The sequence below is a fragment of the Ruminococcus sp. genome (assembly GCF_024684275.1).
Map to the genome: position 1 here is coordinate 1 of NZ_JAIKXF010000090.1, position 15,376 is coordinate 15,376.

Genomic DNA, 15,376 nt, shown 5'->3' on the forward strand with positions numbered 1-15,376 from the left:
CCTATGTTCAGAAAAATTGCTGCGGCTGTATCTGCCGCCATACTGTCAGTCAGTCTTGCTTCGTGTTCAATGACGGAAAAATCAGCTGAAGAGATCGAAAATATCACGGAAGTGCCTCCGAAAATGCTGTTTCTCGGCGATTCCATAGCGGCTGGCTATGGGCTTGAGGGGTACACTGCCGATGATAATTACAGCTGCCGCTCCTACTCAAATATACTCAAGGATAAGTACAGCGAGGAGCTGCGCGGCAAATGCAGCCATACCATGATAAATAAGGCTGTTTCGGGAGCTGCTTCCGCCGACCTTATAGAGCAGATTCAGAGCGGTCAGCTTGACAGTGACCTTGCAGACTGCGACGCAGTAGTTGTGTCTATCGGCGGAAATGACCTTCTTGGCATACTGCTGGAGGTCTTGAAAAATATTGGTATCAGTGAGAACGGTTCGTTTGATACACAGAACTTTGACCTTTTCGGTGCGGCATCGCTGCTTATGGGAATGAATAACGATATAGACAAGGCTCTTGAGCAGTTTGACAAGAATATAAAGATAATTTACGATGAGCTTTCACGAAGGACCGATGGTATCATATACATACAGACGCTATACGATCCTCTTGAGTACTACAGACAGGTAAAGCGTGTGACGGATTTTTCAAATGATAAGATTGGCAGGCTAAACGAGATGATCACCGAAAACTCTGCCTGCGGCTATAAGGTCATAGACGTTGCCGCGGATTTTGAGGGAAAGGCTGACAGTCTCACAAATATTGCAGATTTTGATATACACCCCAATGCTCAGGGACATGAGGTCATTGCCGAGGACGTGGACGCAGCTTTCCGAGCAACGGGCTTTACATATACTACCACAGTCTACGGCGACAGACAGCTCTCGGCAGAGGGCAGGATAGCCATTGGCGGTATCATTGCAGGCATCGCTTTTATGACAGTTGTGGGAGCGGCTCTGCTGGTGAAAAAGAAAAAGGAGTAATGGGAGAAGCATATGGACAGAGTTCGAAGGCATATTATTTTTTACGGTTATGTGCAGGGAGTAGGCTTTCGCTGGAAGGCAAAAAATACTGCAAGACGCTTAGGACTCAGCGGCTGGGTGCGCAATCTTGACGACGGCTCTGTGGAAATGGAGGCAGAGGGCACAGAGAGGGATATATCAGACCTTGTTGAAGCTATGGAGAACCACTCGTGGGGCAGCGTTGAGCGCATAGAATCGGAAAGAATTCCCGTTCACGGAGATTACAGCTTTGAGGTAAGATGAAACAAAAAGGGCGCGATAACTGATGATCGCGCCTTTTTTTATCTGTGTCTTTCGGTTCCGAAGAATACCTTGTCGAAGAAATCCTTTGTCTTATCCTCGCCGAGCTGTTTTTTGAACACATCTGTGGAAACTCCGCCCTTTGAAATAAGGTCGTCGGAATATTTCTGAGTGAGCTCAAGCTTTACTGCCTTTTCCTCGTCTGAGAGGACTTCAAGCTCCTTTGCCTTTTCAATGTAACAGCTTACAGCATCGCAGAACATAGCCTCTATTTTTTCGTCATCGGCACGTTTGCCTGCCTTATGGAGAGCTACTGTCATCAGGTCATCATACCATGCAGGATCGGTGGTTATGTCCTCAAAGCTGCTGTATTTGTTTTCAAATTCCTTAAAAGTACTTATAACGTCTGCATAATCAGCAGAGTTCTTATCGGGGACAAGGTCGTAGAATTCAATGTAGGACTTGCGCTTCCCAAAGATATACATGAAATCCATTGACATAAGAGGCATATTCTTGTCAAATGGAGTGATAACGTATGATACCATCTGCATAAAGCCCATATTTACCTTCATTACGGAAAGATTTCCGACATCTGTGATGTCATACTGTGAAACATCAAACTTCATTAAACCGTACATCTTTATCTGCTTGTATTCTCCCGGGTCAACAGGAGTGACTCCTGCGCAGTTTGAAAGTGTTTTTTTAGCTGAGCTGCAGGTCGAGTTCACGACCTTCATGTTCTGTGAAGCATTGTAGAGTATAAAGCCTGCAAGAGCTGCTATCAGCAGAACGATGACCAGAAGTACTTTTGGCCATTTCTTTTTCTTATTGATATTTTGTTCCTTCATGATGAATATCTCCTTTATGTCTGAATGATATGATAATCCAATGTCCTCTCAATAAAAATTATCCCGATAATTTTTTCTGCGTTTTGTTTTGCCCTGACAGGCACTTATTGAGCAAGATATATTATAGCATTGTCACAGTTAAATGTCAATAATATAGGGCGTGAACGATGTCACGCCCTCGCAGATTATGAACCTGTACCGCTGTAATTTTTAGCGCCGTGCATCCATATCTTATAGCTGAGCAGGAAGAATGCGATGCCTATAAAAGGCGAGAGCCACGATAATATGGGCACTTCATCGGGACGAAGTATCACAAGGCTCGGATAGTAGGCGATAAAGGCTATCGGCATAAGGAATGTAAAGATGAATCTGAATACAGAGCTGAATATAGTGATAGGGTATTTAGCGTAGTCTCTGAATCGGTATGCCAGATCAAGGACATAGAATGAGTTTTGTATCCAGAAGCAGGTTGCTGCCGCAGCGTTTTGCAGGGCTATCATTATAAGTGAAGCTGTTATGAGGAATACTATCATTTTCAGCAGCATAAGAGGTGTAAAGCCCAGCCCTAACTTTATCCATGAGAATATAAGTGTGACCAGTCCGAAGGCGAGCTGACCAAGACCTTTTATATCGAAAACCTCTGACTGATAGTAGAAGAACATATTGATAGGTCTGAAACAGTATTTGATGAAATCACCGGTGTATACGTTCTGTCTCAGGCTCCAGTTGTTGTCAAAGAAGCACTGCACCGGGGTAAGCGAGATCAGTGAAAAGCCGTAAAGGAACAGCATCTCATAATAGCCCCAGCCCTTTATTGACGGGAAATTCCTGAATAATATCCAGAAGCTTATAAAGCCTGCGATATTTGTGCATATCATTCCGATAGTAGAGATGATGAAGTCAGCACGATAGCTCATTTTGCTTTTCAGATCCTGTGCCAGTATTTTGCAGTATATCTTAGCGTAAAAGCGTAAACCTTTTCTTTTCATAGATCATCAGCCTCCGTTCACAGTTATCTGTCGCAGGGATAGCTTCCAGAACAGCTTGCTTATCACCAGCATTACGACGCACCAGAAAAGCTGAAATCCGAGCATACACCACGGTTCGTGAGGCTCCATGCTGATACCGTCCCAAAGAAGGAATTTCAGCGGCACATCATAGATAGCGGAGAAGGGGAGAAGCTCAACTGCGTCACGAAGCTTATCTGGGAAAAAAGCAAGAGGTATCGTTGCACCCGAAAGCAGAAGAACGATGACCTGCTTCATTATATTTATGCCCCATATTGACTCGGTGTAGAGACATATCGTACCTACGATGAAGTCTATGCTGTAATTGATGGAAACTGCCATGACCACCGAGACTGCAAAGAACAGCAGATTTATCCCAAGAGGTATAGCTCCGTGAGTAACTATCGCCACGGCTATGAATGTGGGCAGGAACGTGAGGAAGAACTGAGTCACGAACGAGCCTGAATATGACCAGAACAGATACTTTCTGTATTCCATAGGCTTCAGCAGGTCGAGTATGATTTTCCCCGACTGGATATTTCGTCCTATTTCCCAGACGGTGTACATCTCCATAAAGTTGAAGAGTGCAGTCGCCAGTACCAGATATATGAGCGTATCCGTAAAAGTCATGCCGTTTACAACGTCTGTGCCTGCGGATTCGTAGATAGCCTTCCACAGGAAGTATACTACTATAAGGTAAAGCAGATTTCCTATCACCATTACCACGAATGAAAGTCGGAACTGCAATGCCTCGATAATGCCTGCACGGGTGAGAGAAAGGTACTTTTTCAGCTTCATTGTACTCCCTCCTCGTATATCTTTTTGATGACCTCCTCGGTGGAGATCTCTTCAAGCTGCATATCTCTTATGTTAAATGAGTGCTGAAGCTTTCCGAGAACGTCTATTACCTTTGCCTTTTCCTCGTCAACGAGAACTGATATCCATTCATCGTCGGCAGACACCGAAAACTCGGGGAGCTCCTTCTGTATATGCTTTGCCTGTTCCTTCAGGTCGCCGTCTATGCGGAGCTTTAATGTACGGTATGATCCAAAGAAGCCTTTGAGGTGCTCAATATCGTTGTCGTAGAGCATTTTTCCCTTGTCAATTATGACGATCCTTCTGCAAAGTGCATCAACATCGCCCATATCGTGGGTTGTCAGGATAACGGTCGTGTTCTTTTCCTTGTTAAGAGCATGGATAAGAGTACGTATCTTAGCTTTCATTGAAACATCGAGACCGATAGTCGGCTCATCAAGGAATACTATCTTAGGATCGTGTAGAAATGCCGCAAGTATATCGCTTAGAGTACGCTGTCCCAAAGACATCTGACGTACAGGCTTATGCAGCAGCGGCTCTATATCCACCAGTGAGCGGTAGAGCTTTAGTATGCCCTCGTATTTTTCATCAGGTATCTGATATATGTCCTTGAGAAGCTTGAATGACTCCACCAGCGGCAGTGCCCACCACAGCTGCGAGCGCTGACCGAATACCACGCCTATTTCCTGTGCGTTTTTTGAGCGGTTATTATAAGGGACATTACCGCCCACAAGTATCTCGCCCGATGTTGGTTCGAGAACGCCTGTCATCATCTTGATAGTAGTGGACTTACCTGCACCGTTTGGTCCGAGGTAGCCTACTATCTCACCCTGCTCAATGGTCATTGAGATGTTGTCCACTGCCCGTACTGTCTTGTAGTCCCTTGAAAAAAGGTCTCTGAGACTGCCCTTGAGACCTTCGTGCCTGTTGAGCACCTTGAACTCCTTGCTTACGTTTTTGATTTCGATTATAGCTGACATATTTACCTCTCTTTTCTTTTCGCCTGCAATAAAAAAGCACTCCTACAGAATGCAGGAGTGCAGAATGTACACCGTTATATAATGCTGAAAAAAGCTGTTATACGGCTGTGCAGGCAAACTCCTTGCTTTGTGATATTTTGTTGTAATATGGTCTCTGATATGGTCGTGTATAAGTTGTTCTCATGAAGTTCACCTTCCTTTCAGTTAATATGAAAACATTATACCTTACAATTTTTTATTTGTCAAGGGAGTTTTTTCACTTCGTTGATATGCTTCTGATTATGCACATAATGTGGAGAATTATGACGGCTTTTCAGAGAAAATGTAATTTGCGCCCCCTGAACATTGTTCAGGGCAATAATCGCCGTTAGTCGGTTATTGAGTGGACATTTTTTATAAACAGTCAGGGCGATTTTTTTTAAGTCACATAAAAATTGCTTGACAAATGAAAAAATACCATGTATAATATGCTCATATCAACTGAAAGGAAGGTGAACTCAATGAAAAATACAGTATTTACATCAGGTCACAACATAACAATACAAAGCAAGGAGTTTGCCTGCACAGCCGTATAACAGACTATTTATCGGTATACGTTCTGCGCTCCTGCGTTTTGCGGGGGCGCTTTTTTCATGCAGGCGACGGTGTCACGACAGGAGGAAAAATGAAAATAGAACAACTTACAAGTACACATGAAAACTGGGATAAGGCTGCGGTATTCGCCGAAAACTGCTCATGGGGAGCAGGGAAGACGCTTGCAGGGTTAATGGGCAAAAATGAGTTCAAGGACTGGGAGCGCGTTTTCACAGCCTTTGAAGACGATGAGCCTGTGGGCTTCTGCACCCTTACCGAAAAGGACGAGCTTCACCCGAAATATCCATATACTCCGCTGATAGGATTCGTTTTTGTCGATGAGGCTCACAGAGGCAGGAGAATATCCGAAAAAATGATAGAAAAAGTCCTTGAATATGCGAAAAGTATTGGTTACGGCAAGGTATATGTCATGAGCGGCGAAAAGGGATTGTACGAGAAGTACGGCTTTATTCCGATGGGAGAATTTGAGTCTGTATACGGCGGCAGCGAAGAACTGCTCGTGATAGCGGTATGAAAGGAGATAATAATGGATAAATTCGTATCTTATGATAAAATGAGCAAGAAGGAGAAAAAGAAAATAAACGACGAAAAACGTCGGGACTGGAACGGCGTAAGCCCTGTTACTAAGGTAGTTCCCGACAGCAAAAAGATATATAAGCGCAAGCCCAAGCATAAGAATGAGGATTGGGAGCAATAATAAAAGGCTGCATGACCTCGTAGGTGATGCAGCCTTGAATATTTCAGAGATCTTTTTTCATTTTTTCCACAGCGGCTATGACCTTGTCGCACCACTGGTCGAATTCCTCGTCGTCGTTCTGGTATTCGGGGTGGGCAAGAATATGCTCAACTGTGCGGCGTATGCCCTCCTTAGCGGAGACCTCAGCCCTGAAATCAGGCACAAGTGCCTTTACCTTTGAGTTGTCAAAAACTACAGAGTTGGACTTGTCTCCGATAAGGCTTCCGAGGAAGTCATAATCGCTCATATCCACAAGAGTCTGTGACGAAACATAGTACGGCTTCAGCTCAACGCCGAGAGCGTCAGCAATAGCCTTATATATCTCGTTCCAGCTTACACTTTCGTCAGAGGTTATATGGAAAGCCTCGCCGATAGCCTTTGGATTGCCGATAAGTCCCACATAAGCCTTTGCGAAGTCGCTGTTGTGAGTGATAGTCCACAGAGAGCTTCCGTCGCCGTGGATAATGACGGGCTTGCCCTCCTTTATACGCTTTACGACCTGCCAGCTTCCACCGTTTCCGTGAACTCCCAGCGGTACGCTTCTCTCGTCGTAGGTATGACTTGGACGAACTATGGTCACAGGGAATCCGTCCTTATTATAGCGCTCCATGAGATATTCCTCGCAGGCCTTCTTGTTTCGTGAATATTCCCAGTATGGGTTTTCAAGAGGAGTTTCCTCGGTTATTACATAGCCTGTTGGAGGCTTCTGATATGCAGAAGCAGAGCTTATATATATGAACTGCTTTGTCTTGTCCTTGAAAAGGCGGTAGTCGCGCTCAAGCTGTGACGGCACGAAGCCGATGAACTCGCCGACACAGTCAAAGGACATACCCTCCAGCTTTTTTGCAGTTTCCTCCTCGTTGGATATATCAGCAATGATAGTCCTGACATTATCAGGAAGGTCAGTGTTACGGTTTCCGCGGTTGAGCAGATAGAGCTCATGTCCCTGCTGTGCAAGAAGTCTTGTTATAGCCATACTGATAGTGCCTGTTCCGCCGATGAATAGTATCTTCATAGTGTTCACCTCAGAGGCTTGCATTTGCAGCTATCTTGTATATCTCAGTGACATCAGCAGCAGAAAGTGCCACAAAGCCGCCTGTTCTGCCGTCGCCTACGCCGAACTTGTCAACGAGAGCAGGTATATCCTCCTCCTTAGCTCCCAGCTCTGCGAAGTTTATAGGCATACCGATGCTGTGGAGGAAGCTTCTGAAACGGCGGATACCCTCTAAAGCAGTTGCCTCGGGGTTCTCGAAATTCATCTGACAGCCGAAAACTCTTGTTGCCATCTGGCAGAAGCGCATAACATTATGCTTGTAGACAAACTCCATCCATGAGGGCATTATAACGGCAAGTCCTGCACCGTGAGCGCAGTCATAGAGTGCTGACAGCTCGTGCTCGATGCCGTGGCTGTTCCAGTCCTGAGAGCGTCCCACGCCGACGATGCCGTTGTGAGCCACCATTCCTGCCCACATGATATTTGCTCTTGCCTCGTAGTTGTTTGGATCAGCTATAACCCGGGGAGTTTCCTTGACCATTGTTATGAGTACGGCTTCACAGAGACGGTCAGTTATCTCGACTTCTGCTGTATTAGTGAAGTATCTTTCAAAAACGTGAGCCATAATATCCGTAGCTCCGCAGGCTGTCTGATAAGCAGGCAGTGTCTGTGTGAGAGCAGGATTGAGGATAGAGAATCTTGACCTCAGGGCGTCAGAGCCTGCGCCTCTTTTCAGCATACCGTCCTCTTTTGTGATAACTGAGTCGCCTGAACCCTCACTGCCTGCGGCTGCGATAGTGAGGACAACGCCGATAGGCAGAGCCTTTTCGATGTTCTTGCCGCTGTAGAAGTCCCAGAAATCGCCGTCATAGGGTACGCCTGCTGCGATAGCTTTTGCCGAGTCGATAGCCGAGCCGCCGCCGACTGCAAGGATAAAGTCAACACCCTCGCTGCGGCAGAGCTCAATGCCCTTGTATACCAGAGTATCACGAGGGTTCGGCTGAACGCCGCCCAGCTCAACGAAGCTTACTCCGCTTTTGTTAAGAGATTCTCTTACTCTGCCAAGAAGACCGGACCTTTCGGCAGAGCCGCCGCCGTAGTGGATAAGCACCTTGCTTCCACCGTATTTTTTTACGTATTTTCCGCATTCTGATTCTCTGTCCTTTCCGAAAACGAACTCAGTAGGACTGTAAAAGTTAAAGTTGTCCATTGTTTACCTCCATGAAGTATAATAGTATTTTTCGCAATGCCAACCTTTGTCCATTGCTGTATGGGTACAGGCAAGCAGCTGTGTTATTATGTCATGAAACATAGTATGATATAAACATTATATCATAGCAGATTTAAAATAGCAAGGCAAAAAGTACATTGTTTTTTTGCTTTCATGTAAAATATTGCGAAGTTTTACCGAAAATATTGCAATTCTCAGAGCTGTATGGTATAATATTTTATATGTTTTTTTGAGCTTGTGTGTCATCAAAGTGAAATGAGAAACCAATATTCGTTCATGCTGATGGATAACAGAACGTGATTTTACAAAAATTTCGGGCGAACACTGTTCGCCCGAGTTGGTTTAGTGATAAATTTAAAGGACCGCATTGCAGTCCTTTTTCATTCTCTTATCCTGTCCATGAACAGGTCATATGCACTTTTGCCTTCGTCCTTTGAATCAAGGTCAACGTCCTTTGAGCTTTCCTTCCATTCAGAGCTTTCGGGCAGCAGGAAATACGCCTGATTGTGCTTGCGCCATTCGTGAGCCATATCCTCGGCAGTCCGCCAGCCTGTCATATCCGCGCTGTGAACCGGGTTCACAGAAATAAGCGCCTGACATATGATAACAAGGTCGGCTTCATCTGTGATAAGGTACGAATCATTTATATGCCAGTTATCGGGCTCATAAAGAGCAGAGAAGCTTCTGCCGCCGTAGTGGAATTCGTAATTCTGACCGTTTCCGTCAATATCACGGAGTTTTATATCCTCGGCAGACCTTAGCAGTGATGCCGACACTGTTGTGGGTTCTGAGACTGCTTCTGTTGTGGGAGCTATAGCCGTTTCGGCAGCCGTTACCGCCGCGGCAGCTTCAGAAGATATGACCTTTGAGCTGTTGTTGTCAGAGCAGCTGTACACTAAAGCTGCAAGAAGCGCTCCCGTAAGTAATATGCCTGTTTTCATTTATTGTTTTTACAGCAGGCAGAGCAGTCTGAGCAGCAGCCTCCGCAGCCCCTGCCCTGTTTCCTGTTTCGTATGCATACTGCCACAGCGGCTGTAAATGCGGCTGCGATAGCTGCAATAAGGATAATATCTATAGTATTCATCATCCCACTCCTAACGCAATGCAGATAAGTCTGACTATAAGTGCGGCAGTCCATGCGATAACGCACTGCCATACGACTACTGTTACTGCCCATTTCTTGCCGAGCTCTCTCTTGACGGCAGCAATGGCTGCAACACAGGGAGTATACAGCAGAGAGAATACCAGCAGGGAAGCTGCGGAAAGTGATGACATGGAAGCCGAAACACCGCTGCTGTAGAGTATCTCAAGGGTGGATACAACGCTTTCCTTAGCCATGAAACCGCTTACCAGCGAAACAATGATGCGCCAGTCGCCCAGACCTACAGGCTTCATAACAGGGGCGAAAAGCCCTGCAATTTGGGCGAGTATGCTGTCCTCGGCGTCGCTGACGATATTCAGCTTAAGGTCAAAATTCTGTAAGAACCAGACGCATATAGTTGCGATAAGTATTACCGTAAATGCTCTCTGGAGGAAATCCTTAGCCTTTTCCCACAGCAGCTGAGCTACGTTTCTTGCACCGGGCAGGCGGTAGTTGGGCAGCTCCATAACGAAAGGCACAGCCTCACCTCTGAACAGGAAGGTCTTGTAGAAATAAGCGGCGAGTATTCCGATAATGATACCGAGAAGGTAAAGTCCTACCATAATAAGACCGCCGCGCTTCGGGAAGAATGCGTTTACGAAAAATGCATAGATAGGCAGCTTTGCTGTACAGCTCATGAACGGCGTCAGGAGTATAGTCATCTTTCGGTCTCTCTCACTGGGGAGAGTTCTTGTAGCCATTACCGCAGGCACAGAGCAGCCGAAGCCTATCAGCATAGGTACTATGCTTCGTCCCGAAAGGCCTATCTTACGCAGCAGCTTATCCATGAAGAATGCGACTCTTGCTATGTAGCCGCTGTCCTCAAGCATTGACAGGAAGAAGAAAAGCGTGACGATTATGGGCAGGAAGCTGAGAACACTTCCCACGCCTGCGAATATGCCGTTGATGATAAGGCTGTGTATGGTATCGTTGACATTGGCATTTATGAGAGCCTTGTCCGTTACCTCAGTAAGCTTGTCTATGCCTGTTTCCATGAGACCTTGCAGCCATGCTCCGATGACGTTGAAGGTCAGCCAGAAAACCAGAGCCATGATGCCTACAAAGGCAGGTATCGCTGTATATTTTCCTGTGAGGACACTGTCTATCCTGCGGCTTCGGATATGCTCCTTGCTCTCGGTAGGCTTAGTGACCGCTTCCTCCACAAGCTTTTGTATGAATGAGAACCTCATATCTGCGATAGCCGCGCTTCTGTCAAGTCCGCGTTCCTTTTCGAGCTGCATAACGATGTGGTCTATCATTTCCTCCTCGTTTTTGTCCAGAGCAAGCTGAGAAATGATAAGGCTGTCGTTTTCTATGACCTTGCAGGCGGCAAAGCGCAGGGGCAGTCCTGCTGTTTCGGCATGATCCTCGATGAGGTGGCATATTCCGTGGATACAGCGGTGAACTGCGCCGCCGTTTCTGCTTTTTCCGCAGAAATCAGTCTCTATGGGGCGTTCCTGATACTTTGCCACATGGATAGCGTGTTCCACAAGCTCCTCGATGCCCTCATTTTTAGCTGCCGAAATGGGAACGACAGGTACTCCGAGGAGGTGCTCAACACGGTTTACGTCGATACCGCCGCCGTTTGACGACAGCTCGTCCATCATATTCAGAGCCACGACCATCGGGACATTCATCTCTATCAGCTGCATGGTCAGGTAGAGATTACGCTCGATATTTGTGACATCAACGATATTGATTATGGCATGGGGCTTTTCTTCGAGGACGAAATTCCTTGATACTATCTCCTCGCTGGTGTACGGCGACATGGAGTAGATACCCGGGAGGTCTGTTATAATGGTGTCGGGGTGCTCCTTGATAGCGCCGTCCTTTCTGTCTACAGTAACGCCAGGAAAGTTTCCGACGTGCTGTTTTGAGCCTGTGAGTCTGTTGAAAAGCGTAGTCTTTCCGCAGTTCTGATTGCCCACAAGAGCAAATTTCAGCTTTGTGCCATCAGGCAGGGGATCACCGTCGCCTTTTGTGTGGAATTTTCCGCCCTCACCGAGACCGGGGTGGGCTATTTTCTTCTTTTCGGTTTTTTTAGCACTGACACCGCTTTTGTTATCGGCGGGGACCACCTCTATCTGCTCGGCGTCAGCAAGACGAAGCGTAAGCTCATAGCCGTGAAGCCTCAGCTCGACGGGATCGCCCATAGGAGCATACTTCACAAGTGTTATCTCTGTTTCGGGGATTATACCCATATCAAGAAAGTGCTGACGGAGAGCGCCGTCGCCGCCCAGCTTTACGACCTTGACTGTCTGACCTATCTTGGCATCTCTTAATGTTGACATTATCTCACCTTTATTCGTGATGTTAGTTTATCCAAATCAATTCTATCATATCCTTAAACGTACTGTCAATAAGAATGCCGCGAAAAAGCCAAGTTCTGCATTTTGAACAAAAAATGCTCCATTCGGACAGAGCTTTTGAGACTGTCAAAAACTATAACATGACAGCATGAGTGATGAAAACTGTACAGAAACTCACGGAGTATGTCTGTACTGCATAGGCTGAGATATCCAACTTTCAGCTTGTCAATAAGCTGGAGGTCCTAAGCTCCATAGATATGCTTACCGGCATAAAGAACCGCAATACCATGAAGAACCGTATTGACCGCATAGTTGCAGGCAGTCGGCAGAAGTCGATGGTCTGCATTTCGCCATAGGCGTGAGCTTTGGCAGTACAGGCGAGGATATACTGAGGTCCATGAGGCTTGCCGATGAGGAGATGTACAAGGATAAAAAGCGTTATTACGCTTCAAATCCCGAGCTTAAATACAGATAAAAATCATAAGCCGAAAGCAGAAAAGACTGCTTTCGGCTTTTTGCACGATATGAGATGATGAGCCGGAGGGGGTTCTGCCCATATTTGCACAAAATATCATACAACAAGCACGAAATGTTATTGCATACTTTGATGCGTTCTGATAAAATATAGTTGTAAAAAAACCAAACGCTAAGCCGGATATGCATAGTTTAGCATCGGGTGATGTTCCGACAGCGGTATCTGAATACCGCATCTGCACTGTATGGATAGTTATACCGAGCACATTATGTTATTCGGCGACAACACAAAATGAGAGGGAATCATATCATGAAGAAAAGTTCTATCAAGCGCTGTGCGGCTGTACTTGCAGCCTGCACCGTAATGGCAGCCTCCGCACCTGCTGTCAGCGCACCAACAATGGCTGCGGGAAATCTCATCAGCAATTCCACATTTGAGTCAGGTACCACAGATTGGGGAACCTACAAGGAGAGCGGCGGAAAGTGCTCTCTCAGCACAAAGGACGGACAGCTTGCCCTTACAGTATCCAATGTGGGCAAGGTAAACTACGCTGTACAGGTGTTCTATGACATCGTTCCGCTGTACAAGAACGGTGTTTACCGTCTTAAATACGATATATCAAGCTCTGTTGACCGCTTTGTTGAGGGCATGATACAGATGAACGGCGGCGACTACAGATCATACACATGGAAGGGACTTCAGCTCACCTCAACTCCTCAGACTGTTGATTATCAGTTCACTATGAAGGACGATACCGATATAATGGCAAAGCTGGTTTTCAACTGCGGTATACAGGAGAAGTATGAGGGCGAGCTTCCTGAGCACACTATCTTTATCGATAATGTATCATTAGAGCTGGTCGATGACAGTCAGGTGGACTACGCTTCGAGCCGTCCGTATGCTCCGTCAATAAATATCAATCAGGTGGGCTACAGACCTGACAGCAGAAAGATCGCTGTATTCCGCGATGTTACTGACCAGAAAGAGTTCAAGGTAGTAAATGCTGTTACAAAGGAAGCTGTCTATACAGGAAAGCTGGAAAATATGAAGGAGAACTCCAGCGCAGGCGAGACCAACTGGACAGGTGATTTCAGCTCTGTTAAGGAAGCAGGAAAGTACTACATTGCCTGCGAGGGACTTGACGATTCATACACCTTCGAGATCGGCGACAAGGTCTACTCGAATCTCATTGATGACAGCGTAAGAATGCTCTATTTACAGCGCTGCGGCGTCAAGGTAGAGGACAAGGACTTCGGTCATGAGCCATGTCATACATCTATGGCTACAGTTTACGGCACAAGCGATAAGATAGATGTAAGCGGCGGCTGGCATGACGCAGGTGACTATGGCAGATATGTAGTTCCTGCTGCAAAGGCTGTTGCAGACCTTATCTACGCATATGATGCAGCTCCCGAGCTCTACAGCGACAATATCGGTATACCTGAGAGCGGCAACGGAACTCCCGATATCCTTGATGAGGCTCGCTTCGAGCTTGAGTGGATGATGAAGATGCAGGCTTCTGACGGAGGCGCATACCACAAGGTATCCTGCAAGACATTCCCGGGCTATGTTGATCCTACAAAGGAGACAGGCGAGCTTATAGTAACTCCTGTAAGCTCAACAGCTACAGCTGATTTCTGTGCTTCAATGGCTCTTGCAGCAGAGTTCTATGAAAAGTACGACAAGGACTTTGCTAAGAAGTGTATGGACGCTGCCGAGAAGTCATGGGCTTGGCTTGAAGCTAATCCTGATTTCAAATTCAAGAATCCCGAGGATATAGTTACAGGTGAATACGGAGACCTGACAGACAGAGATGAGCGTTACTGGGCAGCTGTACAGATGTACCGTGCAACAGGTGACGAGAAATATATTGCAAATGTAAGCAGAGCTCTTACAGGACTTGACTGGTCAACAGTTGGCGATTACGGCAATATTGCTCTGCTGACCATGAAGAATGCTGATAAGGACTCTGAAATATATAAGAATGCTGTTAATGCTGTGACATCACAGGCAAAGTCTATGCTCAGCACCTCAAATTCTTCACCATACGGCGTTTCTATATCAAAGTACAACTGGGGCAGCAATATGACAATTGCCAACAGCGGCATAATTCTTTCACTTGCAAGTAAGCTTTCAGGGGATAATGAGCTTGCAAACGGTGCAAATGCTCAGCTTGATTACCTTCTCGGAACAAATCCTCTTGGTATCAGCTTTGTAACAGGCTACGGTACGGTATCTCCCGAGAATCCTCACCACCGTCCTTCAATGGCTGCCGGTCATGCTATGAAGGGTATGCTGGTAGGCGGTGTAAACCAGAGCCTTGAGGACAGCGCAGCTAAGGCATACTGTAAGGGTCAGCCAAGCGCAAAGTGCTATGTTGATAATTCCGAGAGCTATTCCACAAACGAGATAACTATCTACTGGAATTCTCCTCTTACATATCTGCTTTCTCTCACAGACAAGACAGAGAGCACACAGCCCGAGGTTACAACAACGACCACAACAACTTCTGCGACTACTACAACAACAACCTCGACAACAACAACTACTACAGAGAGCACAACTACTGCAACAAATAAGCCTGATAAAGCGGTAACTCTTGCAGGTGACGCAAACTGCGACGGTGCAGTTGATATGTCTGACGTAGTTATTATCATGCAGGCTCTTGCAAATCCTAACAAGTTCGACATCAATGGTACTGACGAGCACCATCTTACCGAGCAGGGAGCTGTAAATGCAGATGTCAGCGAAAGAGGCAACGGTATGACTACAGCAGACGCTCTTGAGATTCAGAGATATCTGCTTCATATCACAGACAAGCTTTCATAATTTGTCATAATAAATCTCTTGAAAGACAGACAGCCGTGGGGCTGTCTGTTTTTCATTTCTGTGACAAATGTCATTGAAAAAGTGATAAATGTCATCTTGAAATATTGATGAAAATCAATTATAATAAAATCACAGAATTGATCTGAAGGG

14 protein-coding genes are annotated in these 15,376 nt (G+C 46.1%); 5 read left to right on the forward strand and 9 right to left on the reverse strand.

Annotation, left to right across the window (positions count from 1 at the left end; genetic code table 11):
- The coding region (locus K5677_RS09355) for an SGNH/GDSL hydrolase family protein (RefSeq protein ID WP_366849229.1) at window positions 1–987 on the forward strand (987 nt) is incomplete at its 5' end.
- Between the two features lie 12 nt (window positions 988–999).
- Window positions 1,000–1,269 (forward strand): acylphosphatase, encoded by a 270-nt coding sequence (locus K5677_RS09360; protein ID WP_296727205.1) that lies wholly within the window; start codon window positions 1,000–1,002, stop codon window positions 1,267–1,269.
- 38 nt (window positions 1,270–1,307) lie between these two features.
- Here K5677_RS09360 and K5677_RS09365 read toward each other — a convergent pair whose 3' ends face one another.
- The 4 genes from K5677_RS09365 to K5677_RS09380 all read right to left on the reverse strand — a co-directional run bounded on the left by K5677_RS09365 (window position 1,308) and on the right by K5677_RS09380 (window position 4,917).
- Window positions 1,308–2,114 (reverse strand): hypothetical protein, encoded by an 807-nt coding sequence (locus K5677_RS09365; protein ID WP_296727208.1) that lies wholly within the window; start codon window positions 2,112–2,114, stop codon window positions 1,308–1,310.
- A gap of 185 nt (window positions 2,115–2,299) precedes the next feature.
- Window positions 2,300–3,103, reverse strand: coding sequence for an ABC-2 family transporter protein (locus K5677_RS09370; protein ID WP_296727209.1), 804 nt, complete (start codon window positions 3,101–3,103; stop codon window positions 2,300–2,302).
- Between the two features lie 6 nt (window positions 3,104–3,109).
- On the reverse strand, window positions 3,110–3,919 hold the full coding sequence (locus K5677_RS09375) for an ABC-2 family transporter protein (RefSeq protein WP_296727211.1): 810 nt from the start codon (window positions 3,917–3,919) through the stop codon (window positions 3,110–3,112).
- Window positions 3,916–4,917: an ATP-binding cassette domain-containing protein gene (locus K5677_RS09380; RefSeq protein ID WP_296727212.1), complete on the reverse strand. Its 1,002-nt coding sequence runs from the start codon at window positions 4,915–4,917 to the stop codon at window positions 3,916–3,918. The genes K5677_RS09375 and K5677_RS09380 overlap by 4 nt, the downstream gene beginning before the upstream one ends.
- Before the next feature lie 664 nt (window positions 4,918–5,581).
- On the opposite strand from K5677_RS09380, the gene K5677_RS09385 reads away from it, so the two are divergent.
- Window positions 5,582–6,025 (forward strand): GNAT family N-acetyltransferase, encoded by a 444-nt coding sequence (locus K5677_RS09385; RefSeq protein ID WP_296727214.1) that lies wholly within the window; start codon window positions 5,582–5,584, stop codon window positions 6,023–6,025.
- Window positions 6,026–6,037: 12 nt separating this feature from the next.
- On the forward strand, window positions 6,038–6,208 hold the full coding sequence (locus K5677_RS09390; protein ID WP_296727216.1) for a hypothetical protein: 171 nt from the start codon (window positions 6,038–6,040) through the stop codon (window positions 6,206–6,208).
- Window positions 6,209–6,251: 43 nt separating this feature from the next.
- Here the strand turns inward: K5677_RS09390 and K5677_RS09395 are convergent, their stop codons facing one another.
- The 5 genes from K5677_RS09395 to feoB form a co-directional block, all read right to left on the reverse strand.
- Window positions 6,252–7,262 (reverse strand): SDR family oxidoreductase, encoded by a 1,011-nt coding sequence (locus tag K5677_RS09395; RefSeq protein WP_296727219.1) that lies wholly within the window; start codon window positions 7,260–7,262, stop codon window positions 6,252–6,254.
- 10 nt (window positions 7,263–7,272) lie between these two features.
- A complete protein-coding gene (locus K5677_RS09400; RefSeq protein ID WP_296727220.1) occupies window positions 7,273–8,451 on the reverse strand; it encodes an iron-containing alcohol dehydrogenase in 1,179 nt (392 codons plus the stop codon).
- 401 nt (window positions 8,452–8,852) lie between these two features.
- Window positions 8,853–9,413, reverse strand: coding sequence for a hypothetical protein (locus K5677_RS09405; RefSeq protein ID WP_296727221.1), 561 nt, complete (start codon window positions 9,411–9,413; stop codon window positions 8,853–8,855).
- Window positions 9,410–9,556: a hypothetical protein gene (locus tag K5677_RS09410; RefSeq protein WP_296727223.1), complete on the reverse strand. Its 147-nt coding sequence runs from the start codon at window positions 9,554–9,556 to the stop codon at window positions 9,410–9,412. The genes K5677_RS09405 and K5677_RS09410 overlap by 4 nt, the downstream gene beginning before the upstream one ends.
- Window positions 9,556–11,904, reverse strand: a complete 2,349-nt coding sequence (gene feoB / locus K5677_RS09415; RefSeq protein WP_296727225.1) for a ferrous iron transport protein B — start codon at window positions 11,902–11,904, stop codon at window positions 9,556–9,558. The genes K5677_RS09410 and feoB overlap by 1 nt, the downstream gene beginning before the upstream one ends.
- Window positions 11,905–12,706: 802 nt before the next feature.
- On the opposite strand from feoB, the gene K5677_RS09420 reads away from it, so the two are divergent.
- The gene (locus tag K5677_RS09420; RefSeq protein ID WP_296727227.1) at window positions 12,707–15,226 is read left to right on the forward strand and encodes a glycoside hydrolase family 9 protein; all 2,520 of its coding nucleotides are present in this window, start codon (window positions 12,707–12,709) and stop codon (window positions 15,224–15,226) included.
- Window positions 15,227–15,376: the final 150 nt, after the last annotated feature.

What these genes read in the sequence shown, in the direction of transcription:
- K5677_RS09360 (WP_296727205.1), top strand. Translation starts at nt 1,000, where the DNA reads ATGGACAGAGTTCGAAGGCATATTATTTTTTACGGTTATGTGCAGGGA.
- K5677_RS09365 (WP_296727208.1), bottom strand. Translation starts at nt 2,114, where the DNA reads ATGAAGGAACAAAATATCAATAAGAAAAAGAAATGGCCAAAAGTACTT.
- K5677_RS09370 (WP_296727209.1), bottom strand. Translation starts at nt 3,103, where the DNA reads ATGAAAAGAAAAGGTTTACGCTTTTACGCTAAGATATACTGCAAAATA.
- K5677_RS09375 (WP_296727211.1), bottom strand. Translation starts at nt 3,919, where the DNA reads ATGAAGCTGAAAAAGTACCTTTCTCTCACCCGTGCAGGCATTATCGAG.
- K5677_RS09380 (WP_296727212.1), bottom strand. Translation starts at nt 4,917, where the DNA reads ATGTCAGCTATAATCGAAATCAAAAACGTAAGCAAGGAGTTCAAGGTG.
- K5677_RS09385 (WP_296727214.1), top strand. Translation starts at nt 5,582, where the DNA reads ATGAAAATAGAACAACTTACAAGTACACATGAAAACTGGGATAAGGCT.
- K5677_RS09390 (WP_296727216.1), top strand. Translation starts at nt 6,038, where the DNA reads ATGGATAAATTCGTATCTTATGATAAAATGAGCAAGAAGGAGAAAAAG.
- K5677_RS09395 (WP_296727219.1), bottom strand. Translation starts at nt 7,262, where the DNA reads ATGAAGATACTATTCATCGGCGGAACAGGCACTATCAGTATGGCTATA.
- K5677_RS09400 (WP_296727220.1), bottom strand. Translation starts at nt 8,451, where the DNA reads ATGGACAACTTTAACTTTTACAGTCCTACTGAGTTCGTTTTCGGAAAG.
- K5677_RS09405 (WP_296727221.1), bottom strand. Translation starts at nt 9,413, where the DNA reads ATGAAAACAGGCATATTACTTACGGGAGCGCTTCTTGCAGCTTTAGTG.
- K5677_RS09410 (WP_296727223.1), bottom strand. Translation starts at nt 9,556, where the DNA reads ATGAATACTATAGATATTATCCTTATTGCAGCTATCGCAGCCGCATTT.
- feoB (WP_296727225.1), bottom strand. Translation starts at nt 11,904, where the DNA reads ATGTCAACATTAAGAGATGCCAAGATAGGTCAGACAGTCAAGGTCGTA.
- K5677_RS09420 (WP_296727227.1), top strand. Translation starts at nt 12,707, where the DNA reads ATGAAGAAAAGTTCTATCAAGCGCTGTGCGGCTGTACTTGCAGCCTGC.